25 protein-coding genes are annotated in these 23,966 nt (G+C 66.4%); 11 read left to right on the top strand and 14 right to left on the bottom strand.

Going from position 1 to position 23,966, the window contains the following annotated elements:
• Positions 1–71: 71 nt before the first annotated feature.
• Entirely contained in the window at positions 72–1,886 is a 1,815-nt protein-coding gene (locus tag E3T40_RS10220) for a DEAD/DEAH box helicase (protein ID WP_134543371.1), read from the bottom strand.
• 56 nt (positions 1,887–1,942) lie between these two features.
• Here E3T40_RS10220 and E3T40_RS10215 point away from each other — a divergent pair, with 56 nt between their 5' ends.
• Positions 1,943–2,731: an SGNH/GDSL hydrolase family protein gene (locus E3T40_RS10215; protein ID WP_104169926.1), complete on the top strand. Its 789-nt coding sequence runs from the start codon at positions 1,943–1,945 to the stop codon at positions 2,729–2,731.
• A gap of 394 nt (positions 2,732–3,125) precedes the next feature.
• Here E3T40_RS10215 and E3T40_RS10210 read toward each other — a convergent pair whose 3' ends face one another.
• Positions 3,126–4,358, bottom strand: a complete 1,233-nt coding sequence (locus E3T40_RS10210) for a D-alanyl-D-alanine carboxypeptidase family protein (protein WP_134543369.1) — start codon at positions 4,356–4,358, stop codon at positions 3,126–3,128.
• Positions 4,359–4,384: 26 nt separating this feature from the next.
• Positions 4,385–5,188, bottom strand: a complete 804-nt coding sequence (locus E3T40_RS10205; protein ID WP_134543367.1) for an RNA methyltransferase — start codon at positions 5,186–5,188, stop codon at positions 4,385–4,387.
• Positions 5,189–5,289: 101 nt separating this feature from the next.
• Here E3T40_RS10205 and E3T40_RS10200 point away from each other — a divergent pair, with 101 nt between their 5' ends.
• Together E3T40_RS10200 and E3T40_RS10195 are read left to right on the top strand one after the other, a co-directional pair.
• Positions 5,290–6,150 carry a Sir2 family NAD-dependent protein deacetylase gene (locus E3T40_RS10200; protein ID WP_134543365.1) on the top strand — a complete coding sequence of 287 codons (861 nt, stop codon included), beginning with the start codon at positions 5,290–5,292 and terminating at the stop codon, positions 6,148–6,150.
• Positions 6,151–6,202: 52 nt separating this feature from the next.
• Complete coding sequence (locus E3T40_RS10195; RefSeq protein WP_104169929.1) at positions 6,203–6,802, top strand: histidine phosphatase family protein; 600 nt, start codon at positions 6,203–6,205, stop codon at positions 6,800–6,802.
• Here E3T40_RS10195 and E3T40_RS10190 read toward each other — a convergent pair.
• Together E3T40_RS10190 and E3T40_RS10185 are read right to left on the bottom strand one after the other, a co-directional pair.
• Positions 6,790–7,926 carry a glycosyltransferase family 1 protein gene (locus E3T40_RS10190; protein WP_104169930.1) on the bottom strand — a complete coding sequence of 379 codons (1,137 nt, stop codon included), beginning with the start codon at positions 7,924–7,926 and terminating at the stop codon, positions 6,790–6,792. The genes E3T40_RS10195 and E3T40_RS10190 overlap by 13 nt on opposite strands.
• A complete protein-coding gene (locus E3T40_RS10185) occupies positions 7,923–8,822 on the bottom strand; it encodes an alpha/beta fold hydrolase (RefSeq protein WP_104194040.1) in 900 nt (299 codons plus the stop codon). Before E3T40_RS10185 ends, E3T40_RS10190 begins: the two co-directional genes overlap by 4 nt.
• A gap of 405 nt (positions 8,823–9,227) precedes the next feature.
• Here E3T40_RS10185 and E3T40_RS10180 point away from each other — a divergent pair, with 405 nt between their 5' ends.
• On the top strand, positions 9,228–9,914 hold the full coding sequence (locus E3T40_RS10180) for a 3'-5' exonuclease (protein WP_104169932.1): 687 nt from the start codon (positions 9,228–9,230) through the stop codon (positions 9,912–9,914).
• A 114-nt stretch (positions 9,915–10,028) separates the two neighbouring features.
• Here E3T40_RS10180 and E3T40_RS10175 read toward each other — a convergent pair whose 3' ends face one another.
• The 3 genes from E3T40_RS10175 to glgA form a co-directional block, all read right to left on the bottom strand.
• Positions 10,029–10,280, bottom strand: a complete 252-nt coding sequence (locus E3T40_RS10175) for a type B 50S ribosomal protein L31 (RefSeq protein ID WP_104102169.1) — start codon at positions 10,278–10,280, stop codon at positions 10,029–10,031.
• Between the two features lie 149 nt (positions 10,281–10,429).
• Positions 10,430–11,212 carry an ABC transporter ATP-binding protein gene (locus E3T40_RS10170; RefSeq protein WP_104102172.1) on the bottom strand — a complete coding sequence of 261 codons (783 nt, stop codon included), beginning with the start codon at positions 11,210–11,212 and terminating at the stop codon, positions 10,430–10,432.
• Between the two features lie 96 nt (positions 11,213–11,308).
• Positions 11,309–12,490, bottom strand: a complete 1,182-nt coding sequence (glgA, locus tag E3T40_RS10165) for a glycogen synthase (RefSeq protein WP_134543363.1) — start codon at positions 12,488–12,490, stop codon at positions 11,309–11,311.
• Between the two features lie 80 nt (positions 12,491–12,570).
• On the opposite strand from glgA, the gene glgC reads away from it, so the two are divergent.
• Positions 12,571–13,815, top strand: a complete 1,245-nt coding sequence (gene glgC, locus E3T40_RS10160) for a glucose-1-phosphate adenylyltransferase (RefSeq protein WP_104102176.1) — start codon at positions 12,571–12,573, stop codon at positions 13,813–13,815.
• On the top strand, positions 13,812–14,459 hold the full coding sequence (serB, locus tag E3T40_RS10155) for a phosphoserine phosphatase SerB (RefSeq protein WP_134543361.1): 648 nt from the start codon (positions 13,812–13,814) through the stop codon (positions 14,457–14,459). Before glgC ends, serB begins: the two co-directional genes overlap by 4 nt.
• Here serB and fabG read toward each other — a convergent pair.
• Positions 14,456–15,166, bottom strand: a complete 711-nt coding sequence (gene fabG, locus E3T40_RS10150) for a 3-oxoacyl-ACP reductase FabG (RefSeq protein WP_134543359.1) — start codon at positions 15,164–15,166, stop codon at positions 14,456–14,458. The two genes, serB and fabG, sit on opposite strands and share 4 nt — an antisense overlap.
• Positions 15,167–15,304: 138 nt before the next feature.
• Between fabG and E3T40_RS10145 the strand changes: the two genes are divergently transcribed.
• Genes E3T40_RS10145 through E3T40_RS10135 form a run of 3 tightly spaced genes read left to right on the top strand, consistent with a single transcriptional unit; the run spans position 15,305 to position 16,682 of the window.
• Complete coding sequence (locus tag E3T40_RS10145; protein WP_104169946.1) at positions 15,305–15,601, top strand: DUF3099 domain-containing protein; 297 nt, start codon at positions 15,305–15,307, stop codon at positions 15,599–15,601.
• Complete coding sequence (locus E3T40_RS10140; protein ID WP_134543357.1) at positions 15,598–15,846, top strand: hypothetical protein; 249 nt, start codon at positions 15,598–15,600, stop codon at positions 15,844–15,846. The genes E3T40_RS10145 and E3T40_RS10140 overlap by 4 nt, the downstream gene beginning before the upstream one ends.
• The gene (locus E3T40_RS10135) at positions 15,843–16,682 is read left to right on the top strand and encodes an SURF1 family protein (RefSeq protein WP_134543355.1); all 840 of its coding nucleotides are present in this window, start codon (positions 15,843–15,845) and stop codon (positions 16,680–16,682) included. The genes E3T40_RS10140 and E3T40_RS10135 overlap by 4 nt, the downstream gene beginning before the upstream one ends.
• 79 nt (positions 16,683–16,761) lie before the next feature.
• Here E3T40_RS10135 and E3T40_RS10130 read toward each other — a convergent pair whose 3' ends face one another.
• Together E3T40_RS10130 and E3T40_RS10125 are read right to left on the bottom strand one after the other, a co-directional pair.
• Positions 16,762–18,360, bottom strand: coding sequence for an ABC-F family ATP-binding cassette domain-containing protein (locus E3T40_RS10130; protein WP_134543353.1), 1,599 nt, complete (start codon positions 18,358–18,360; stop codon positions 16,762–16,764).
• 59 nt (positions 18,361–18,419) lie between these two features.
• On the bottom strand, positions 18,420–19,070 hold the full coding sequence (locus tag E3T40_RS10125) for a TetR/AcrR family transcriptional regulator (protein ID WP_134543351.1): 651 nt from the start codon (positions 19,068–19,070) through the stop codon (positions 18,420–18,422).
• A gap of 156 nt (positions 19,071–19,226) precedes the next feature.
• Here E3T40_RS10125 and E3T40_RS10120 point away from each other — a divergent pair, with 156 nt between their 5' ends.
• Positions 19,227–20,093: an OsmC family protein gene (locus tag E3T40_RS10120; RefSeq protein ID WP_134543349.1), complete on the top strand. Its 867-nt coding sequence runs from the start codon at positions 19,227–19,229 to the stop codon at positions 20,091–20,093.
• 517 nt (positions 20,094–20,610) lie between these two features.
• Positions 20,611–22,290: a molybdopterin-dependent oxidoreductase gene (locus E3T40_RS10115; protein ID WP_241981740.1), complete on the top strand. Its 1,680-nt coding sequence runs from the start codon at positions 20,611–20,613 to the stop codon at positions 22,288–22,290.
• A gap of 56 nt (positions 22,291–22,346) precedes the next feature.
• Here E3T40_RS10115 and E3T40_RS10110 read toward each other — a convergent pair whose 3' ends face one another.
• From E3T40_RS10110 to E3T40_RS10100, 3 genes are all read right to left on the bottom strand, one after another.
• On the bottom strand, positions 22,347–22,676 hold the full coding sequence (locus E3T40_RS10110; RefSeq protein ID WP_104102197.1) for a metal-sulfur cluster assembly factor: 330 nt from the start codon (positions 22,674–22,676) through the stop codon (positions 22,347–22,349).
• 4 nt (positions 22,677–22,680) lie between these two features.
• A complete protein-coding gene (gene sufC / locus E3T40_RS10105; RefSeq protein WP_134543345.1) occupies positions 22,681–23,445 on the bottom strand; it encodes a Fe-S cluster assembly ATPase SufC in 765 nt (254 codons plus the stop codon).
• Positions 23,446–23,521: 76 nt separating this feature from the next.
• The gene (locus E3T40_RS10100; protein ID WP_134373658.1) at positions 23,522–23,848 is read right to left on the bottom strand and encodes a non-heme iron oxygenase ferredoxin subunit; all 327 of its coding nucleotides are present in this window, start codon (positions 23,846–23,848) and stop codon (positions 23,522–23,524) included.
• Positions 23,849–23,966 lie beyond the last annotated feature (118 nt).

The raw sequence follows: 23,966 nt of genomic DNA, 5'->3' as shown, positions 1-23,966 counted from the left end.
AGTAGCCGTTCAGCGGGTCGCTCCCGCCCGGAACGGGCACCCGCGACGCTCAGATGCGGTTCCGCCGCGGGTCAGCTGCGGCCAAGGCGGCGGCGGAGCAGGTCGATCCGTTTTTGCAACTGGGTGACGCTGGCCTGTGCGACGGCGGGCCCGCCGCACTCGCGCCGGAGTTCGGCGTGCACCATGCCGTGAGGTTCACCGGCGAGCTTCGACCACATGCCCACCAGGCTCGCCAGCAGCGTGCGCTGCTCCTTGAGCGTGCGATAGAGCGGTGGCGGGTCCACCGGGGCGACCTCGCCGGTGACGGGATCCTTGCGTCGGTCGGTGGAGCGCTTGGCTTGCCGGTGCTGGCGCTGGCGCAGCAGCTCGGAGACCTGCTCAGGCTCGAGCAGACCGGGGATGCCGATGAAGTCGAACTCCTCGTCGGTGCCCGGTTCCGCCAGCTCGCCGAACTCGTCGCCGTTGAACATCACCATGTCGAAGGTGGCCTGGGAATCGATGGCCTGCCAGGTGAATTCCTCGCCGAGGTCGTCGGAGGCCTTCTCCGACTTGTTGGCGTCGGCGACCATGGCGTCTTCGGGGTTGTACATGCCGTCGTCGCCGTCGTCGCGGTTGCTGCGGTCGAGGGCGTGGTCGCGCTCCAGCTCGAGCGCGTTGGCCAGGCTGAGCAGGCTGGGCACATTGGGCAGGAAGATGGACGCCGTCTCACCGCGGCGCCGGGCCCGCACGAACCGGCCGATTGCCTGCGCGAAGAAAAGCGGTGTGGAGGCGCTGGTCGCGTAGACGCCCACGGCCAGGCGCGGCACGTCGACCCCCTCCGACACCATCCGCACGGCCACCATCCAGCGCGAGGTGTTGTGCGCGAACTCGTCGATCCGGTCGCTCGACTCCTTCTCATCGGAGAGTACGACGGTCACCGACTCCCCCGAGATCTCCTGCAGGATGGCCGCGTACGCGCGCGCCATGGTCTGGTCGGTGGCGATGACGAGGCCACCGGCATCCGGGATGCCGTGGCGCACCTGGGTGAGGCGCAAATCGGCGGCGCGCAGCACTGCGGGGATCCACTGCCCGGTGGGTTCCAGGGCGGTGCGCCAGGCCTGGGAGGTGATGTCCTTGGTGTTACCCTCGCCGAGTTTGGCTTCCATCTCGTCGCCGGCGCGGGTGCGCCACTTCATATGCCCGGCGTAGACCATGAACATGACCGGGCGCACGACGCCATCTTCGAGGGCCCGGCCATACCCGTAGTTGTAGTCGCTCTGGGACAGACGGATGCCGTGCTCGTCGGGCAGGTAACTCACGAACGGGATCGGCGAGGTGTCCGATCGGAACGGGGTGCCGGTGAGCGAGAGGCGGCGGGTGGCCGGCTCGAACGCCTCCCGGATTGCGTCACCCCAGCTCAGCGCGTCCCCGCCGTGGTGCACCTCGTCCAGGATTACAAGGGTGCGGTTGGACTGGGTCAGCTGCCGGTGCAGGGCCGCCCGGCTGGCCACCTGGGCGTAGGTGACGGCAATGCCGTGGTAGTGGTTGCCGTAGCGACCGTTGGCGTTCTTGAAGTTGGGGTCGAGCCGGATGCCCGCCCGCGCCGCGGCATCCGCCCACTGGCGCTTGAGGTGCTCGGTGGGCGCGACCACCGTGATGCTGTCGATCAGTCGGCGGGCCTTCAGCTCGGCGGCGAGCCGCAGGGCGAAGGTGGTCTTGCCGGCGCCCGGCGTCGCCGCGGCGAGGAAATCACGTGGCTGGTGCACGAAATACGCTTCCAGCGCTTCCGCCTGCCAGGCCCGCAATTTGCCGGCCGTGCCCCACGCGGCACGCTCCGGGAACGAAGGCGAGAGATGCTCGGCTGCACTCGTCCCCTGGGCAGGACCGAAAGGGGGTGGAGTATTCACGTCATACGAACTTACCCGGTGAACGGACCGCCGTGATGCGGGGGGAGAATGGAGCAATGACGACGCCGATGCATCCGTGGTCCCGCTATGTCGCCCTCGGCGACTCCTTCACCGAGGGGGTGGGTGATCCCGAGCCGACGAGTCCGGGTGGGAACCGGGGCTGGTCGGACCGGGTCGCCGAGGTGCTCAGCCAGGGCACACCGGACTTCGCCTACGCGAACCTCGCCGTGCGGGGCAAGCTGATCCGCCAGATCAGCGTGGAACAGGTGGAGACGGCGCTTGCGCTGCATCCGGATCTGATCACCTTCTCCGGGGGCGGCAACGACGTACTCCGGCCGGGATCCGACCCCGACCTCATCGCCGCCCGGGTCGAGGAGCAGGTGCGCCGGCTTAGTCGCGATAACGCCACCATCGTGCTGTTCACGGGCGCCGATGTGGGCTTCTCCCCCGTTTTCCGTGGTATTCGGGGCAAGATCGCGATCTATAACGAGAACCTGCGCGCGGTCGCGACGAAGTATGACTGTGTCGTCGCCGACCTCTGGTCGCTGACCGAGATTCAAGATGCCGGCATGTGGTCTGCGGACCGGCTGCACCTGAACGCCCTCGGCCACCATACCGTCGCCCGGATGGTGCTTTCCGATCTCAACGTGCCCAATGCCCTCGAACCCCTGAAGCCCGAGCCAATGCCAGGGCGCACCTTCCGGGAGGCCCGCACGGAGGACATGCAGTGGGCGCGGGAGTACCTGTTGCCGTGGGTTCTGCGCCGTATCCGGCACCAGTCCTCCGGCGACCACGTGCTGCCCAAGCGCCCAGATGCCCGGCCGTTCAGCCAGCCCCGGCACTAGACCGGCTCGGCGGCGGCGAGCCCGCGCCGTCCGGCGTCCGGCGTCCGGCGTCCGGCGTCCGGCCGACGGTGTCCGGTCACCAGCGTCCGGTGTCGAACCATTTCGAAGGAGATTCTGGGTAAAATGCGGGTTTCCGGTTGATTACGGCCGGGTTTGGGAAAAAACTCCGTCGAATTCGTTCGGGCGGCGGGGCTACGGCGGAGCGCGAGAGGTGGGCCCGAACCCGACAGGCGCTGCTTCGGATCCGGCCGGAGTTGTGGCTAACTCAGGAGATCCGACCGGCTGGGGCGGGCATCCTTACCGGTTCGGCACTGGTCCGCAGTGGCCGGTGAGTGCGGGCGACGGATGTCCTGAGTTGGCCACACGCTCGGGCTCGGCCCGGCCTCACGTGCGACTAGCCCGCGGCCAGCTCGGCCGGGTGGGTGAAGCGCCAGGCGGCACCCGGGTCGGTCAGCTCGCGCTCGAGCACCAGCGGCACGCTCACCGTGGTCTCCCCCACCTGGAAGTCGATCGCACCGGCCGAGTCGCCGACCTCCCCGAGGGTGACCGTGCGCGCCGCCGGAACGGCCGTGATGGGCGTGTCCGACCAGACCACGGCGGATGCCGCCTCCGCGGCGACCGCCCGACTCTTCTGCCCCCACTGGGTGGCGTAAGTCGCGTAGGCGGCACCCTTGTCGGCCAGGCTTACCGCGCGGAAACCGGGTTCGACGCTGTCGAGCAGGTCCACGATCGACGCATTCAGCTCGGGATGAGTGTCGCCGCCGAGCATGACGCCGACCAGGGTGATGGTCTCGCCGCCGACCGTGAAGTCGGCCGAGTACAGGAGGCAGGCGCCTGCCTCGTCCGTGGTTCCGGTCTTCATCCCGGTGACACCGTTGGAGCCGAGGAGCTTGTTGGTGTTGGTGACCGTGCCGATGGTCGGCAGGTCGGACGTTTCCATGGACACGATCTCGGCCAGGACGGAGTCGGCCAAAACAAGCTTGCCGATCTTGACCAGGTCGCCCGGGCTGCTCACGCTGGCCGGCGACAGCCCACTCGTGTCGGCCACCGCGGTGTCGGTCAGACCGTTCGCGGCCAGCCAGGTTTCGGCCTCTGCCAGGTAGGCATCCACGGAACCGAATGCCCAGATCGCCAGTGAAATGCTGTAGTTGTTCGCGGAGGGCAGGAGCATGGCCTCGAAGGCCTCACGCTGGCTGAGCACCATGCCGGCGGACACGGGCGCGACCGAGCCGTCCTCGGCCAGCACGTCGTAATAGATGTCGACGTCGTCGTCGGCGAACCGGATGTCCGGGCCGGGCTCGTTCAGGCTCAGGGGTTTCTCCTCGAGCAGCACGAGTGCGGTGACCATCTTCGTGATGCTCGCGATCGGCATCGACTCCTGGTCGCCGGTGGAACCGAGCAGCCCCGGGTAGCCGACGGCACCGATGGCGCCCGCACCGGCATCCGGCCAGATCAGCTCGGCGGCCGGCTGGGTGAGCGCGGCCGGTTCGATCAGTTCGACGGCCACGGCCGGAACCGGGGCCAGCCCCGTGCCGGCCAGGTAGCCGACCCCGCCCAGGGTGAGAACCAGGGCCGCCGCAAAGGCAACCCGACGGCGAAGGAACGTTTGGCGTCGGGTCAGTGGCATCCGTCGACTCTACCAAGCGCCCGCGTTCAGACGCGCAGAGCGTACAGCGCGACGGCGCTGGCCGAGGCCACATTGAGCGAGTCGACGCCGTGGAGCATGGGGATCGTCACGACGGTGTCGGCGGCCGAGAGAGCCTGGGTGCTGAGCCCATCGCCCTCGGCGCCGAGAATCAGGGCCAGCCGTTCCGGCGCGTTCCCGGCGAACTGCGGGAGGCTGACGGCGTCGTCGGACAGTGCCAGTGCCGCGAGGTGAAAACCGGCCCCGTGCAGCATCGGGGCGGCCTCGCTCCATTCCGGCAGTCGGGTCCACGGCACCTGAAGCACCGTGCCCATGCTCACCCGCACACTGCGCCGGTAGAGCGGGTCTGCGCAGCGCGGTGTGATCAGGACGGCGTCCGCGCCGAGACCGGCGACCGAGCGGAAAATGGCGCCCACGTTGGTGTGGTCCACGATGTCCTCGAGGATCACAATGCGCCGCGCGTCCCGGATCACCTCGTGCACCGGCGCTAGATCCGGACGGTGCATCGCCGCCAGCGCACCGCGGTGCAGGTTGTAGCCGGTGAGCCGTTCGAGAACGGATGCCGCGCCGACGTACACGGGCACGTCCGGCCAGTCCGCGAGCAGCGGCAGCACGTCGGGCAGCCACTGCTGCTGCAGTAGCACGGACCGCGGGCGGTGGCCGGCCGCGAGGGCGCGGGTGATGACTTTGCTGGACTCGGCGATGTACAGCCCGCCGGCCGGTTCGGAGACACGGCGGAGCGCGACATCTGTCAAGCGCGAGTAGTCGGAGAGACCGGGCAGGTCAAGGTTTTCGATGGGGACGATCTGCACAGCGGGACGCCTTTCACGGGGATGATCCGTCCAGCCTGCCAGTTCCCTCCCCCAGTCGAAAACCGGCGAGTTTAGACTCGGTGTACACAGGATGGAGTTCCATGACCACCGAAACGCTTCCGGTCGCCGTCGGCGCCGCTGCCGCCGCTCTGGATACCGTGGCCGAGGTGCTCCGCGGTCGCCACATCGCGGTGCTGACCGGAGCCGGTCTGAGCACCGATTCCGGCATTCCCGATTACCGTGGGAAGGGTGCCCCCGTGCGCACCCCGATGAACTTTCAGACCTTCGTCGGCGACGAGCGGGCGCGCAAGCGTTATTGGGCCGGCAGCCACCTCGGCTGGCACCGGTTCCGCTCTGCGGAGCCCAACCTCGGGCACCGGTCCCTCGCCCGGCTGGAGCAGAGCGGACTGATCAGCGGGGTCATCACGCAGAACGTGGACGGCCTGCACACCCGCGCCGGGTCGCGGCACGTCGTGGACCTGCACGGGTCGTTGGACCTCGTCGTCTGCCTGGACTGCGGTCAGGCATTCGGCCGCGACAGTGTGGCCGCGCGCCTCGAAGCGGCCAACCCGACACTGATGACACCGGGCGACGTGCGCACAGCCCCCGACGGCGATGCGGAGGTGTCCGACATCGACGGTTTCACCATTCCCGACTGCACGGTCTGCGGCGGTATGCTCAAGCCCAACGTCGTCTTCTTCGGCGAGCTGGTGCCGACGGTGAAGTTCACCGAGGCCACGGCGCTCGTCACCGGTGCGGAGGCCCTGGTCATCGCCGGCTCGTCCCTGTTTGTGAACTCGGGCATCCGTCTGCTGGAACAGGCCCGGCGCCGCAAGCTGCCGATCGTCGTGATCAACCGCGGCGAGACCAAGGGCGACGGCCGGGCACTGCTCAAGCTGGAGGCGGGCACGTCGGAGTCGCTGGCGGGGCTGGCCGACCGCCTCGCCGGCGCACCGGCGTGAAACAGGCCCGGTCCACCACCACCCCCACCCCCGCGACAACGGAAACGGCAGGATGACCAGACTTGCGATCGTGCGGCACGGACAGACCGAGTGGAACCTGCACACGCGGATCCAGGGCAGCACAGACATCCCCCTCAACTCGACCGGCCGGGCGCAGGCCGCCGAGGCAGGCCTGAGGTTGCGATCCCGGCGCTGGGACACCATCGTGACGAGCCCGCTGGACCGTGCCCACGAGACGGCCCGGATCATCGCCGGCGAGCTCGGCTTGCCGAGCCCGGAGGTCATCCCGGAGCTCACCGAGCGCCATCACGGCCAGATCGAGGGACTCACATTCGCCGAACGACAGCGTCGCTTTCCCGACGGCGTGCCCGTTCCCGGCCTCGAGACGCGCCAGGAGGTGCTCGACCGGGTGCTGCCGGCCTTCGGGCTGCTGGCCGCCGCGCGCCCCGGACAGTCTGTGCTGGTCGTCTGTCACGGCGGGGTGATCGGAACCCTGCTGCGCCATAGCACGGCCGGGGAACGGCCGCGCCAGAACGAGATCATCGCCAACGGCTCGGTGCACGACTTCGTCTGGCGGGACGGTCGGCTGGGGCTGACGCATTTCGACGCCACCCTGCGCGGCCGAGCCGAGAACACGCACTACACAGGCTGAACCGGCTGCTCCGCGTCGATGCCGGGGCCCGTAGCCGTCTCGGTCCGCGTACCGGAGTCATCCGCGGTGTCGGTGCCGGTGAGCAGTTCCAGGAGCCGCCGGGCCGAATCGCGCCAGGTGAAGCGTTCCGCCTCGATGACGGAGGCTGTAGAGCGGGCCGCCCACTCCCCCGCGCCCAGCCGCCGCACAGCCAGAGCGAGCGCGTCGGTGCTGGTCGGGTCGAAGTAGAGCGCAGCGTCGCCGCCGATCTCGCGAAAGATCGGGATGTCGCTCACCACGACGGGGATGCCGAGGCTCATCGCCTCGACGAGCGGGATGCCGAAGCCCTCGTCCAGAGACGCCGTGACCAGCGCGGTCGCGGAGCCCAGCACCCGCAGGTACTCCTCGTCGGTGACGCCGTTGTGGAACACCAGCGTCGCCTGCGGCGCCAGGGCGGTCAGGCGTTCCCGTTCCTGGTCGCTCACCTGGCTCATCAGGTGGAGCTCATGGCCCGGTAGTTCCGCGGCTGCGCGCACCAGGGTGTCCACGTTCTTGTACGGCATGAACGAGCCCATGTAGACCAGGCGACCCGTTTCCGCAGCGGCACGTCCGGCGGGCGGCGTCGACCGCGTGTCGGCGGCGTTGTGGATGACCGTGACCGGCCGCCGCGTCAGACGGTTGTCCCGGATCAGGTCCCGGGTAGTCTCGGAGACGGTGACGACGCCGTCGGCCCGGTTCAGGAGCATCCGCTGCGGCCACCACGATAGGTGATACAGCCGCCAGATCAGGCGCAGCAAACCGGGCAGGTCCCGCGGCGGGGTGCGATTGCGGTAGTAGATCAGGTCGTGCACGGTGAGGAGCAGCCGGTACTTCCGGCCCCAGGAGCCCATCGTCTGCATCGGGGAGAACACGACGTCGGGCTTGAGCTGGTTGATCTGGAGGGCGATGAACGGCTCCCGGATGCTGGTCGGGGCACTCACGAGCTGCCAGGGCAGATCCGGAAGCAGGTCGAGCTGCCGGTGGTCATTGATCAGCATGGTGACCGGGTGGAGCTTGCCCAGTTCCGTGACCAGCCCGGCCGTGTACCGGCTGACACCGTCGTGCCGGTCGAATCGGGTGTAACGGCAATCGAAGACGATTCTCACTTCGTCTCCGTTTCGCCGAGGAAGCGGCGCAGGGCGTCCGCCGCCTGCGCCGGCACCTCGTAGTGGATCAGGTGGCCGACGTCGGGGATCACCTGCAGGGTGGCATCGGGAAACAGCTTCTGCAGCCGGTACTGGGCTGCGACCGGCGTGATGTCGTCTTTCTCCGCCGCGATCAGCAGCGTGCGCTGCGGGATGCGACCGGCGAACTCGCTGACGTCGGAGCCGACCGATGCGGTGAAGGCTTCCAGCACAACCCGGCGATCCGCGAAGGCGGAGAAGTAGCGGTCGTGCTGGTTGTGGATCCAACGGCGCAGCCCGGGATCCCCCGTCTTCGCCATGGTCACGCTCATCACGCGGACGATGACGCGGTTGCGCAGCAGGGCAAAGCCGAGCCGTTCGGGCAGACGCGCGGCCACCCAGTAGTAGAACACCGCCAAGCGGGTGAGGATGCCGCGCGGCCCGGCCAGGGCAGGTGCGGCGATGGGGTTCACCAGAACCACGTCGTCGGCGTGCAGTCCCCCTGCGACGGATGCCGCGACGATGATCGACCCGAACGAGTGCCCGAGCACCACCCTGCGCCCGGTCAGACCCAGAGCTGCCACGAACTCGGCCAACCACCGGCCGTAGCCCGCGATGTCGTGCCGGCACCCCTGGAGCACGCCGGACTCGCCGAAACCGGGAAGGTCCGGTGAGATCATGCGGAATCCAGGAAGCTGGGCGACCACGGGCTCCAAGCCGTGGTGGTCGCCGCGGAAGCCGTGCACCATCACGATGGTGGTGTGCGCGGTTGGATCGCCGTACTCCCAATACCGCGTTTCGCTGCCCAGCACCGGGACGTCCCGGACCCTGACAGGGATCCGGACGAGCTGTGAATCGTAGGGCGAAGGAACATTCATCGTCCCAAGTTTAGGGCGGCCGACGGCTGTCGCCGGACGCCCTCGGGCGGGAGGGAACGCAATGAGCTTCACCGCCCCGGTCAAGCGTCACCCGGGACCCGCGCTGGTACCGCCGCGCCGTGTCCTCCGAGGTGATGGTGCGCTCCTTCGGAGACCGCGACGGCGACGGGACCGGTGACTACGCCGGACGCATCTCCACAGAGACACGGAGAACTCGAACTGGGCCCTCGACTCCGTGCGGCGCCGGTTCTACGACCGCCGCTTCTTCTTGAACCAGCCGGACCTCAACTGCTTTTCCCACAACCCGATCGCCTTTCGGATCGAAGACTCGGTGCTGGCCGGCCTGCCAGCGGGCCGACGCCCGAGGCGCCCGGGGATGACGGTGGTCGGCCCTAGGCTTTCCCCATGAGCAACTGGAGTGACACCCTCGCCGTTTTCGACCTTGAGACGACCGGCATCGACGTGGAGACGAGCCGCATTGTGTCGGCCACCGTCGCGATCATCGATGTGACCGGGGAGGTGCTCGAACGCGTGGACTGGCTCCTGGATCCCGGAATCGAGATCCCGGCCCAGGCCACCACCGTGCACGGCATCACGACCGAGCATGCCGTCGCGAACGGCCGGGTCGCCGCCGACGGGGTGGCCGAGATCGTCGCGACGATCCGGGAGCACCTCGCCCGGGGTCTTCCTCTGGTGGCGTACAACGCGCCCTACGACCTCACCCTGCTCAACCGCGAGTCGATTCGCTACGGGGTTGCCCCGCTGGTCTCACCGTCGCCGGTGGTCGACCCGCTCGTCATCGACAAGGCCCTCGACCGGTACCGCAAGGGCAAGCGCACCCTTGCAGTGACCAGTGCGTTCTACGGTGTGCCCCTCGATGACGCGCACGACTCCGGGGCGGATGCGATCGCGGCCGGCCGGGTAGCCCAGGCCATCGCCCGGGCGCATGTGAAGACCCTGCCGGTCACAGTCGGCGAGCTGCACCTGCTCCAGGCACAGTGGTCCGTGCAGCAGGCGGAAAGCTTCCAGGCCTACATGCGCCGCGAACGCGACCCCGCGTTCGTCGCGGCGGGCGGCTGGCCCGAACGCTGACCCGGCAGCACCCGAGCGACAGCGACACCAGACCCAGAGCAGCAACATCGAAAGGGCGGCCAGCCGAAGCTGGTCGCCCTTTCGATGTGCCGGATGCTGCGGTATGGCGCGGTTTTACTTGCCGAAGCCCTTGTAACGCGAGTTGAACTTCTCGACGCGGCCGGCGGAGTCCATGATGCGCTGCTTGCCGGTGTAGAACGGGTGCGACTCCGACGAGATCTCAACGTCGATGACCGGGTACGTGGTTCCGTCGGTCCACTCGATGGTCTTGGAGCTGGAGACCGTCGAACGGGTAAGGAACGTCGCACCCGACGCGAGGTCGCGGAAAACCACGGGAGCGTACGTGGGGTGAATGTCAGACTTCATGAAGACTTCCTTATTGCTGTTCGATTGGTGAGTTGCGCTTCGATTAGCGAGTACAGACTCGCCAGGTGCGGCAGAAAAAACCGTGCGGCCCAAGGACCGACTGTCGAGTTTAGCAGAATCCACTGGCTGTGACCGCCATCAGGTGGCGGTCAGATCGCGCGGGCGCTGAAACGTCCGTCGGTCTCGTGCAACTCGATGGACAGACCGAACGCCTCGGTCAGTGACTCCGCGGTCAGCGCGTCGGCGATGGGCCCGGCGCTGACGATGCGGCCGTTGGACAGGAGCAGGACGTGCGTGAAGCCGAGGGGGATTTCCTCGACGTGGTGGGTGACCATGATGATCGCCGGCGACCCCGACTCGCTCGCGTAGCCGCCGAGGAGCTGCAGCAGTTCCTCGCGCGCGCCGAGGTCGAGGCTGGCGGCCGGCTCATCCAGAAGCAGAACCTCGGGGTCGGTCATGATGGACCGCGCGATCTGCACCCGCTTCTGCTCGCCGTCGCTCAGCGTGCCGAACTTACGGTCGGACAGAGTATCGAGCTTCCACTCGCCCAGCACCCGCTGGGCGCGGCGCTCATCGATGGCTTCGTACTCTTCGGTCCAGCGCCCGGTGACGGAGTACGCGGCCGTCATCACCACATCGAGGACCTTCTCGTTCGCGGGGACCCGGCGGGCCATCGCCGTCGAGGCGAACCCGATCCGCGGCCGCAGCTCGAAGAGGTCGGTGCGTCCGATCGGTTCGTCAAGAACCACGGCACTTCCGCTCGACGGGTGGATGAGGGCTGCGGCGATCTGCAGCAGCGTGGTCTTGCCGGCGCCGTTCGGGCCCAGGATCACCCAGCGCTGGTCGTCATCAACACTCCAGTTCACTGAGTCGAGGATGGGTGTGCCATCCCGGACGACGGAGACGTCGGTGAAGTGGAGAACGTTGACCATAAGGCCATGTTATCTGCCGCCGCCGATGCCCAGACACGCGAAGCGGGTGCCGGGCATTCCTGCAGCACCCGTTTTAGCGGTTAGTCGGAGCCCGACTCAGAGTAGTGAGGCGTAGATCTCCCGGGTGCGGGTGGCGATTTGGGTCCAGCTGAACATCTGCTCGGCCCTGACCCGGCCGGCTCGGCCCATCGCGGCGGCGTTGGCCGGGTCGGCGAGGACCTCGATCAGGGTGCGCGACAGGTCTGAGACGAAAAGGTCGGCATCGATGGGAGTTCCGGTTCCGTCGGTGGCCTGGTCGATGGGCACGAGCCGGCCGGTCACGCCGTCGGCGACCACCTCGGGGATGCCCCCGGTGGCCGTCCCGACGACCGGCAGCCCGCAGGCCATAGCCTCCAGATTGACGATGCCGAGCGGTTCGTAGACCGACGGACAGACGAAGACGGTGCCGGCAGTGAGCACGGCGGCCAGGTCGTGCTGCGACAGGAGGCGATCGATCCAGACCACGCCGGAGCGTTCGCGCTGGAGGGCCTCGACCCCGGCCGTGACCTCGGCCAGGATGCCCGGGGTGTCGGGGGCGCCGGCGCAGAGCACCAGCTGCACCTCCGGTGGCAGCAGGGCTGCCGCGCGGAGCAGGTAGGGAAGCCCCTTCTGCCGGGTGATGCGGCCCACGAAGACCACGGCCGGTCGGTCCGGGTCAATGCCCAGTGCCCGCGCGGTGTCCCGGTCGTCCGTGGGCTTCCACCGTTCGAGGTCGATGCCGTTGTAGACGACGTGCACCCGAGCAGCGTCAAGTGCTGGGTAGCTGCGCAGGATGTCGCGGCGCATCCCACCGCTGACGGCGATGACGGCATCCGCGGCTTCGAAGGCGGTGCGTTCGATCCAGCTGGAGACCCGGTAGCCTCCGCCGAGCTGCTCGGCCTTCCACGGGCGGAGCGGCTCGAGGCTGTGCGCGGTCACAACGTGCGGAATCCCGTGCAGGAGCTTCGCGAGGTGACCGGCGCCGTTGGCGTACCAGGTGTGGGAGTGCACGATGTCGGCGCCCTGCACGTCCTGCGCCATCTGGAGGTCGACGCCGAGCGTGGCCAGCGTCGCATTCACGCCGGCCAGTTCCGCCGGCACCTCATACGCGTGGGTGTCGACGGCGTCGCGGGGCGCGCCGAAACATCGCACGGAGACGTTGATGTCGGTGCGAAGGGCCTTCACAAGCTCCGCCACATGCACGCCTGCTCCGCCGTAAATCTCCGGGGGGTATTCCTTGGTCAACAGATCCACTCGCATTAGGCAAAGCTAGCGCAGGCTGGCCGGAGGCACACCCGCTCGTGCTGGATCGACGTGACGAATGGCCCTACTGTAAAGACATGCAGTCAAAGAAGATCTTTGGAATCGTGCTCGCCGGCGGAGAAGGAAAACGGCTCATGCCGTTGACGGAGGACCGTGCGAAACCGGCCGTTCCTTTCGGGGGTCATTACCGGCTGATCGACTTCGCGCTGTCGAATTTGATCAATTCGGGCCTCACCCAGATCGTGGTTCTCACCCAGTACAAGTCCCACAGCCTTGACCGTCACGTCTCCCAGACCTGGCACGTTTCTGGTGGCCTGTTCAACTCTTATATCGCATCGGTGCCGGCGCAGCAGCGCCTCGGCAAGCGCTGGTTCAGCGGATCCGCGGACGCGATCCTGCAGAGCCTCAACCTGATCCATGACGAGAAGCCCGACATCGTCGTCGTCGTCGGAGCCGACCACGTCTACCGGATGGACTTCAGCCAGATGATCGAGGCTCACATCGCCTCCGGAGCCGCCGCAACCGTCGCGGCCATCCGTCAGCCGATCGGTCTGGCCGACCAGTTCGGCGTCATCGAGGTCGACGCGGCGACGCCGGACCGCATCCGTGATTTCCGCGAGAAGCCGAAGGATGCCGTCGGCCTCGCCGATGCCCCGCACGAGGTCTTCGCGTCCATGGGCAACTACGTTTTCAACACGGAGGCGCTGATCGAGGCCGTCCTGCGCGACGGCGAACGCGCCGACTCGAGCCACGACATGGGTGGCGACATCATTCCCGACTTCGTGTCCCGCGGTGAGGCCGGCGTCTACGACCTCAAGCTCAATGACGTCCCCGGATCCACCGACCGCGACTGCGACTACTGGCGCGACGTGGGTACCATCGACTCCTTCTTCGAGGCGCACCAGGACCTGATCAGCGCACTGCCCGTTTTCAACCTCTACAACCAGAAGTGGCCCATCTTCAGCCAGCAGCTCAACTCTCCGCCGGCGAAGTTCGTCCGGGACGGACGCGGCTTCCTCGGCACCATGATCGACTCGATCGTTTCCCTCGGCTGCGTCATTTCGGGAGCGCACATCGAACGCAGCGTTCTCGGCCCCTGGGCCGCCATCGATTCCGGCGCCCAGGTGGTGGACTCGATCGTTTTCGACCGGGTGCAGATCAAACCGGGTGCGACCGTGCGTCGGGCGATTCTGGACAAGGACGTGGTGGTCGCCGCCGGAGCGGAAGTCGGCATTGATCGTGAGCGGGACCGCGCACGGGGCTTCAGCGTCACCGAGTCCGGCATCACCGTCGTCGGCAAGGGAGTCCACGTCCACCCGTGACCGAGTTCGTTCGTTTCCTCGTCGTCCTGGACGCCGATTCCACCCTGATCGAAGACGAGGTCATTGAGCTGCTCGCGGATGCGGCCGGCTCGCTGGCCCTCGTCGCCGAGGTGACCGAGCAGGCCATGCGCGGCGAGATCGATTTCGCGCAGAGTCTACGGCTCCGGGTCAAGACTCTGGCCGGACTGTCCACGGATGTTTTCGCGGAGGTCGGGCGGCTCGTCCGTCCGACTCCCGGGGTGCAGGAACTCATCGACGGCCTGCACGCCCAGGGCAGCAGAATCGGGGTGGTATCGGGCGGCTTCCACGAGGTGCTCGACCCGCTCGCTGCCGCCTTCGGCCTCGATCACTGGCGGGCGAACCGGCTGGAGGTGGCCGACGGTCGCCTCACCGGCGGCCTGGTCGGACCCGTCATCGACGCCGCCGCCAAGGCCGCGGCCCTGCGGGAGTGGGCCGCCCTCGAGGGCGTAGCCCTGCCCCAGACCGTCGCCGTCGGCGACGGAGCAAACGACCTCACGATGATGCGGGCAGCCGGTCTGGGCATCGCTTTCAACGCGCAACCGATCGTGAGGGCGCAGGCGGACCTGGCCCTGGATACCCGCGACCTGAGCCAGGTCCTGCCGATACTCGGTCTGCGCGGTTAGTGCCCCATCCCCAGTCCGCCGTCGACGGGGATGACCGCGCCGGAGATGTACCCGGCGTCGTCCCCGGCAAGCCAGGTGACAACCCGAGCCACCTCGACCGGAGTCGCGAATCGTCCCGCCGGGATGCTGCGCTTGTAGTCGGCCTGCTGCGACTCGGAGAGTTTTGCGGTCATATCGGTTTCGATGAAACCCGGTGCGACGACGTTGGCCGTGATGCCCCTCCCGCCCAGTTCACGGGTCACCGAACGGGCGAGACCGATCAGACCGCTCTTCGAGGAGGAGTAGTTGACCTGTCCCGCGGAGCCGTACAGGCCGACCACGCTGGAAATCAGCACGATGCGGCCGAACCGGGCCTTGAGCATCCCCTTGGACGCACGCTTCACGACTCGGAAGGCGCCGCTCAGGTTGGTGTCGATGACCGAGGTGAAGTCGTCTTCGCTCATGCGCATCAGCAGCACGTCCTTGGTGATGCCCGCGTTGGCGACAACCACCTCGACGGGGCCGAGCGCCGCCTCGATCTCGGAGAACGCGGCGTCGATGGATGCGGCGTCCGTCACATCCGCGCGCACCGTCAGGCTGCCGCTGGGGCCGTCCCCGGAGCGGGCGGTGACCGCGACGCGGTGTCCCTGCCTGATGAACTCCTCCGCGATAGAGAATCCGATGCCGCGGTTTCCCCCGGTGACAAGGACAGTTCTGCCAGTCGTCATGCTGGGTCCAATCTCTTTTTCTCAGCGAACGAACAGCCGTACGCACGTATTTTCCAGTTTAGGGCGTCTACGTTTGAGTCCGACGAGACGTAGAATTTACAGGGAGAACTCCCCCGACTGACCGAATCGATGGCATCCATGAAGCAGCAGTCGATCACCTCGCTCCCCCCCTCACCCGAGGAGCTGCGTCGTGCCCGGATGATCAAATACTCGATCGCCATGGGCATCCGGATGGTCTGCATCGTGCTGATGCTCTTCGTCCAGGGCTGGTGGCTGCTCGTCTGCGCCATCGGCGCGATCGCCCTTCCCTACTTCGCGGTCGTCTTTGCGAATGTTCAGGGCAGCGCCGTGGCGTCCACGGTCGTCCGACCGGGAGCCGTGCAGGTGTTCCGGGCGCCGCCTCGCGGACCGGACAATGACGAGAGCGGAACGTGATCGGCCTCGGCGCCGATCTCGAAACGACGAACTGCTCGCGCGCCGGCTGTCGTGAGAACGCCGACTGGCGGTTGGACTGGCGCAATCCCCGTATACACGCTCGAGGCCGCGTGAAGACCTGGCTGGCCTGCGACCTGCACGTCGATTACCTCCGCGATTTCCTGGCCAGTCGAGACTTCCCATTAGCCGTCTCGCCTCTGCCGGTCTCCCTTGAGGCTGTAGAGCCGGAAGCCGGGCCGGCGTGATCGGCTGGAAGTTTGCGTTCACCCGGCGCTGGGCCGGATACCTCGCGCTGACCATCCTCTTTGCGGCCGTCTGCTCCGGGCTCGGTCTCTGGCAGCTCGCGCGCCGCTCCGACGCCCTCTCCGAAATGGACAAAGTGGAGACCAACTATGCGGCGGACCCGGTTCCCTTGGCCGAGGCTCTGCCTGGTCTGGACGCGTTCTCCGCGTCTCAGAAGTGGCTGCCCGTTGTCATGACCGGCACGTATTTGACGGACGACGAGCTGATCGTGCGCAACCGCCCGCTCAATATCAACCCGGGTTTCGAGGTTCTCACTCCCCTGCTACTCGCCGACGGCTCGGTCTTCATCGTGAACCGGGGCTGGTTACCGACCGGGCAGACCCCCGACGCCCCGGCATCCGTGCCAACCGCCCCCTCGGGGGTGGTCACCGTCATCGCCCGGCTCAAGGCCGGTGAGCCTTCGCTGGCCGGGCGGTCGGCCACGGGCGACCAGATCGCGACGATCAACCTCGACGAGGTGTCCACCCGGATGGACCTTCCGACGTACACCGGCGCGTACGGGCTGATGGCTTCCGAGGAACCGACGCCGGACGAACGTCCCGTGGCGGTCACCCGCCCGGTCAAAGACGAGGGGCCTCACCTGTCCTACGCATTCCAATGGTTCGTGTTCGCCCTGATGGGCTTCGTCGGTCTGGGCTGGGCCATCCGGCAGGAGTACCGAGCCGTGAACTTCGACGACCCGGACGAGCGCGTTCGCGCCGCCGAGCGTGTCCGCCGTCAGGCTGCCAAACCGCGCAGCGACTCGGAAATCGAGGACGAGCTCATCGACGGCAGATGATCGGCAGGTCAGAGGGACACGGAGACACGAATGCCCGGGCCAGTAGGCCCGGGAAGTGTGCTGAGCGCAGGAAGGGTGATCAGGCGAGCATGATCAGATCAAGGTAGTCCTTGTTCCAGTGATCCTCAGTGCCATCGGGCATGATCAACACGCGCTCGGGGTTCAGCGCCTCGACAGCGCCCTCGTCGTGGCTCACGAGGACGACAGCCCCTGCATAGTGCGCCAGGGCGTCGAGGATTTCCTCGCGGCTGGCCGGGTCGAGGTTGTTAGTCGGTTCATCGAGCAGCAGAACATTCGCGCCCGACACCACGATCATGGCCAGGGCCAGCCGGGTCTTCTCGCCACCGGACAGAACCCCGGCCGGCTTGTGCGAGTCGTCGCCGGTGAAAAGGAACGAGCCCAGAACCCGGCGCGCCTCCATCTCAGTGATGTTGGGCGAGGAGGACACCATATTCTCTAGCACGCTGCGCTTGACGTCGATCGTCTCGTGCTCTTGCGCGTAGTAGCCGATCCGCAGGCCGTGGCCGGGCACGATCTCTCCGGTGTCCGGCTTATCCACGCCCGCGAGCATGCGCAGCAGTGTGGTCTTGCCCGCACCATTGAGGCCGAGGATGACCACTTTCGAGCCGCGGTCGATGGCCAGATCCACAGCCGCGAAGATCTCCAGCGAGCCGTAGCTCTTGGAGAGGTCGGTGGCCATCAGCGGGGTGCGCCCACACGCGGCGGGCTCGGGGAAGCGCAGTTTGGCGACGCGGTCGACTGCCCGCACGGCGTCCAGTCCGGACAGGAGCTTCTCGGCGCGCGCCACCATCTGGTGGGCGGCGGCAGCCTTGCTCGCCTTGGCGCCGAACTTCGCGGCCTGCAGCTGGAGGGTCGACGCCTTCTTCTCGGCGTTGGCGCGTTCCTTCTTACGACGGTCCGCGTCGGCCACGCGCTGCCGCTGGTAGTTCCTCCAGTTCATGTTGTAGATGTCGATGACCATGCGGTTGGCGTCGAGGTAGAACACCCGGTTCACCGTGTCGCCGACCAGCTCGATGTCGTGGCTGATGATGATGCATCCGCCGCGATAGTTCTTGACGAACTCCCGCAGCCAGACCACGGAGTCGGCGTCGAGGTGGTTGGTGGGCTCGTCGAGGATCATCGTTTCCGCGGCCGAGAACAGGATACGGGCGAGTTCGATGCGGCGACGCTGTCCGCCGGACAGGGTTCGCAGCTGCTGGTCGAGAATGCGGTCGGGAAGGTTCAGGTTGCTGGCGATCGACGCGGCTTCCGCCTCGGCCGCATAGCCGCCGAGCGCGTTGAACTCATCCGTGAGGTTGCCGTAGGTGCGCATGGCCTTGGCGCTGGTCTTGGGGTCGTCGCTGCCCATGTCGATACCGGCCTGGGCAAGACCCAGGGAGATCGTGCCGAGGCCGCGGGCATCCAGGATTCGGGTCCGAGCGAGCATGTCCGGGTCGCCCGAGCGGGGGTCCTGGGGCAGATAGCCGATCTCACCGGTGCGGTCGATCGAGCCGTTGGTCGGAACTGTCTCACCCGCCAGAGTCTTCGTCAGTGTGGTCTTACCAGCCCCATTGCGGCCGACCAGGCCGATCTTGTCACCGGCGGAAACGCGGAAACTGACGTCTTCCATGAGCACGCGCGCCCCAACTCGGATTTCGAGATTTTGCACACTCAGCACAGCAACAGTCCGTTCAGGGGAGTCGTAGAATTTTCTGGCCGAAGCGGGCCAACTCTCCACTATATTTGATCGGTTGCGCCTCGGTGTGCGCCGGGAAGCGAAAGTGCCCCCTGGAGCGCCTTCGCCAGCCAGTCCCGGTAAGCGGCATCCGACCAGCCGAGGTCGAGGACCAGAGACCGGTAGGCCTGTGGATGCCCGAGCGCCCACACCGTTGCCGCCGCCTCGTGGTCGCTCACTCCCCCGCGCAGGCTGTGCCGTGAGCGCAGCGCGGTCGCGACCTCGCCGTACTGGAGAAGTCGCTGGGCGGAACGCCGCATCTCCAGCTCCGCGATGTCTGCATCGACTCCGGCCGCCTGGGCGATCACGCGGTGCACCCCGGACGTCTGGGCGTTCAGGTCGGCGATCCAGCCGGTCAGGATTCGGACGATCTCGGCGGCCGTGCGCGCTCCGGCGATCTGACTGCGCAGCGGTGGGGGGCCGGCTTCCGGTTCGTGTGCACGTGCGGCCGCGCGGTCGAGCACGGCGGAGAGAACGGCGGCTTTGCCACCGACCGAGTTGTAGATGGTCTGCACCGCGACGCCTGCCTCGGCGGCGATCGAGCCGAGAGTGGTGGAAATGTACCCTCGCTCAAGCATCAGTTGGAGCGCGGCCCGCACGATCAAGGTGCGGGTCTCGCTCGACTGGGCCTCCCGGCGGGATTTGATGCTCATCGGGACTTCACCCTTCTTCTTAGAATGTCATTCTACACACTGGAATAAGGTTCTAGCAGGGTGCATTTCGACCCGGGAACCATGCGGCAGCGCTCGGCCATGACGTTGTGTGACCGGGCGGGGTGCCCGGGCCAAACTGGCCTCCTATGGTTAGGCATGACACTCGTGCAGACGCCCGCCGCGCTTTCCCCCCGTGCCGAAGATCGTGCTGGCCGCCTCATCGCCGCCGGAACCGCTTGGAGTGAGCGCATCAGCGCTGAGACGTCGAAAGCGAAACTGACCTACCGGGTCACGGCCGCCGGCGAAGGCTCGGTCGCCACCCGCATCACGGCCGGCAAGCATGTCTTCCTCGTCGACGAGCCCGGAGCCCTGGCCGGAGACGATGTGGCAGCCAGCCCCGTCGAGATTGCGCTCGGCGCCCTGCTCTCGTGCCAGGTGGTCGTCTACCGCCTCTACGCCCAGGTGCTGGGCATCCAGGTCGACGAGATCGAGATTGCCGCGGAGGGCGACCTCGACGTGCGGAGGCTGTTCGGCATAAGCGAGGACGTGCGGGCCGGCTTCTCAGCGATCCGCCTGCACATCACCATCACCGGTCCCGAATCCGATGAGCGCTACCAGGAGCTGCGGGTAACCGTCGACGCGCACTGCCCGGTTCTCGACCTGTTCGCGAACCCCACTTCCGTGTCCGTCATCGTCACGAAGGCGTACCGCATCCGATGCCGACCGGTGGTCAGGCCTGTCGCGTCCCGCGGCGCACCGTGTGGAAGCTGGCGCACGATAGGCCATCCGCCGGCTTCCACGGCGTGCGCCGTGAAGCAGTCACCCACTCGTCTAGCGGCGAACAGGACGAAGGCCTACCGTCGGCTGCAGCCGCAGCGGTTGCTGCACGAATGCGAGGAGGTCGACGATGGGCCACGAATCAGCCGCACCACCCCCGCCGAACCCGGACGGGCCTCCCCCGTCCGGCTCAGATGGGGAACAGGAAACCATCAGCCCTGTGGGCGACATGTTCGAGGAGGGTGAGACCGACGTCTGGCCGCACCCGTCCCTGATCAATTTGGAGAATTGGGAGCCGTCTAAGTTGGCGTCGTCCGCTGAAACGGACGCTCGGGAAATGGGCACTGAGGAGAATACATCGGACGAGTGACCAGGATCGGATCACCGCTCAGGATACGTCGAAGGGGCGCCGGCCAGATGGCCGGTGCCCCTTCGACGTGAGTGGATCAGGAGTGGATCAGACGCGGATCAAATGCGGATCAAATGAAGAAGCCGAGGGCACGGATCGACTCCCCCGGGGGGTTAACCGGATTAATGCGGAATATATTCCGTTTAATAGGAGGATACTTGCAGGCAGCAAGCAGGAGATGGGCATAACCGTGCTGTATGTCGCACTCCCGACACGGTTGGGGAGGCGTCCTGCTTCTCAAATGGGGACGGTATGGATACAAACTCGATTGATCGAAATATTCCTGCAACAGACATTGGAGCAGGGGGGACGCGGAGAAGTTTTCGGGAGGAACTGGACACGAAGCGGTACCACGTGGTGGATGACCACTGGGCCGGCCGGGTCCCTGCCCAGTACGGCGTTGCCCCGCGGGTGCGGATCGGCACGGACAAGTGGTTCAATCTGCTGTGGTTGATTCCCATTGGACTGGTCCTGCTGATCGTGGGGATCGCCATTGCCAAGGGGCTGCGGGAGATGCCCGCGGTGCAGGACTTCATGAGCCAGTATCCGGGAGCGACTGCATTGCCCGACAACGCCCCGGTCGGGTTCCCGGCGTGGGTCGGTTGGCAACACTTCCTGAACCTCTTCATGATGATCTTCATCATCCGGTCCGGTGTCAGCATCATGGCGGACCATCCGCGGCTGTACTGGACCCGGCACTCGACACCGGGTAAGGACTGGTTTCGCATGCAGAAGCCGGTGCCGAGCAATCCGCTCTACACGGCGAAGGAGGACTCAATCACCTTGCCCGATGGTGTCGGCCTGCCGGGGCGCCGTCACTCCATCGGTCTCGCACGGTGGTGGCACCTCGGCGTCGATACGGTCTGGCTGCTCAACGGAATCATCTTCTGTGTACTCATCTTTGCGACGGGGCAGTGGATGCGCGTGGTCCCGCTGAGCTGGGACGTCGTCCCCAACGCCGCGTCGGCCGCCCTTCAGTACCTGTCCTTGGACTGGCCGGCCGAGAGCGGGTGGACCAACTACAACAGTCTGCAGCTGATCGCCTACTTCATCACCGTTTTCATTGCCGCGCCTCTCGCCCTGGTCACCGGCCTCGGCATGTCCCCCGCGCTGTCGACCCGCTTCCGTAAAATCAGCTCGGTGTTCAGCATCCAGGTGGCCCGTTCGCTGCACTTCTTCGTGCTCTGCTGGTTCGTCATGTTCATCGTTGTGCACGTCACCCTGGTGATGACCACAGGCGCCCTGCGCAACCTCAACCACATGTATGCGTCTCAGGACAGTGAATCGTGGGTCGGCATCGGGATCTTCGCGGCTTCGATGGTCGTCGTCATCGGAGGATGGCTCGCAGCCACGCCTTTCACCTATCGGCATCCTCGTGTGGTGCAGAAGGTCGGTTTCGCGCTGATCGGCCGCGCGCAGCGCCTATTTGAACACATCGACGCGAACCCCGGCCAGTACACGGAGAAGGACATTTCGCCGTACTTCTGGCACAACGGCAAATACCCGGACTCCGAGGAATACCAGGCGCTTCGAGCGGGCAACTTCGCGGACTACACACTGAGGATCAACGGGCTCATCGAGAACCCCGTTGATTTGAACCTTGCACAGTTGCAGGGTCTCCCCTATCACGATCAGATCACCCAGCACTTCTGTATTCAGGGGTGGTCAGGGGTGGCGAAGTGGGGCGGAATCTCAATGCAGACGATCCTGGATCTGGTGCAGCCGAAACCCGAGGCGAAGTGGGTCATTTTCTATTCCTTCGCGGCGGGTCCGGATGGTGGCACGTACTACGACGCCCAACCCATCGAGCAGATGAGCTACAAACTGACCATGCTCGCCTATGACCTCAACGGGCAGACCATATCTTTCGGGCACGGAGCACCGCTTCGGTTGCGCAACGAAACGCAGCTGGGTTTCAAGATGGTGAAGTGGATCAAGGGAATCGAGTTCGTTGAGGACTTCTCTGAGATCGGTGCGGGGTTTGGTGGTTACCACAACGACCATGAGTTCTTCGGCTATCGGCAGTCCATCTAACCCGAAAACCCCGATTCTCTCCGGAAATCGGGGTTTTCGCGTGCGTTCGGGGAAGATCAGATAGAAAAGCCGAGGGCCCGCATCATGTCGCGGCCGTCGTCCGTAATCTTCTCGGGACCCCACGGCGGCATCCAGACCCAATTGATGCGGAACTGGTCGACGACGCCGTCCAACGCCTCGGCGGTCTGCTCCTCGAGGACATCGGTCAGCGGGCAGCCGGCCGAGGTCAGGGTCATGTGGATGATCAGGGCATCGTTCTCATCGTCCCAGCCCAGATCGTAGATGAGCCCGAGGTCGACCACGTTGATACCGAGTTCCGGGTCCATGACGTCTTTGAGCGCCTCTTCGATTTCATCGAAGCGCGCCGGGGGCAGCGTTGAAACCATGTGCCTAACCCACGTTCGATTCGGTGAGAAAGCGATCGTAGCCCTCGTCTTCGAGGCGGTCGGCGAGCTCGGGGCCACCCTGCTCGGCGATGCGGCCGTCGACGAAGACGTGCACGAAGTCCGGCTTGATGTAGCGCAGGATGCGGGTGTAGTGCGTGATCAGCAGCAGACCCAGGCCGGTGTGCTCCTTGGCCCGGTTCACACCCTCCGACACGATCTTGAGCGCGTCGACGTCGAGGCCGGAGTCGGTCTCGTCGAGCACCGCGAAGCGGGGCTTCAGCAGTTCGAGCTGCAGGATCTCGTTGCGCTTCTTCTCACCGCCGGAGAAGCCCTCGTTCACGTTGCGTTCGGCGAAGGACTTGTCCATGCGGAGCTGCTTCATCGACTCGCGCACATCCTTGATCCAGCTGCGGATGGGCGGCGCGCTGCCGTCGATCGCGGTCTTCGCGGTGCGGAGGAAGTTCGTCACGGTGACGCCGGGAATCTCCACCGGGTACTGCATGGCCAGGAACAGGCCCGCGCGGGCGCGCTGGTCCACGGTCATCGTGGTGACCTCTTCGCCGTCGAGCAGGATCGAGCCACTGTCGACGGTGTATTTCGGGTGACCGGCGATCGTATAGGCGAGAGTGGACTTGCCGGAGCCGTTCGGGCCCATGATGGCGTGGATCTCGCCCTCGTTGATGGTCAGGTTCACCCCGTGCAGGATCTGCTTGGTGCCCTGGTCGGTCCAGACGCTGACGTGCAGGTCGATGATCTGTAGAACTGACATGGAATTCTCTTTCGTTCTCCGGCGCGTACGCCGACAAGTTGGGTGGCCGATCGGCCGGTGCGGGACTGGGCCCGCGTCAGACGGCTACGGTGACGGCTGGGTCGATGTAGACAACGCCGTCGACCAGGTCGACCTGGTAGACCGGGACCGGCTCATAGGCCGGGAGGTTGAGCGGCTTGCCGGTCTTCAGAGAGAACTTGGAGCCGTGGGCCCAGCATTCGACGGTGTCGCCCTCGACGAAACCTTCGGACAGAGAGATGTCCCCGTGGGTACAGGTGTCGCCGATGGCGAAGACGTCTCCGGCGGCGTCGCGGACGACAACGATGGGGACGCCATCGATTTCGACTTTGACTGCCTCGTTGACGCCGAGTTCGTCGAAGCCACAAATCTTGGTGGATGCCATGTCAGTTGTCCTTTGTTGCGGTGAGTTCTGCTTCGATGGCCGCCTGGAGGCGTTCTTCGAGCAGGGGGGAGCCGATTTGTTGCACGATCTCGCTGAGGAAGCCGCGCACGACGAGGCG

This window comes from Cryobacterium sp. TMT1-19, assembly GCF_004403055.1.
Taxonomy (GTDB): Bacteria; Actinomycetota; Actinomycetes; order Actinomycetales; family Microbacteriaceae; genus Cryobacterium; species Cryobacterium sandaracinum.
The sequence above is the reverse complement of the archived record's forward strand: the minus strand, read 5'-3'. Positions and strand labels throughout refer to the sequence as shown.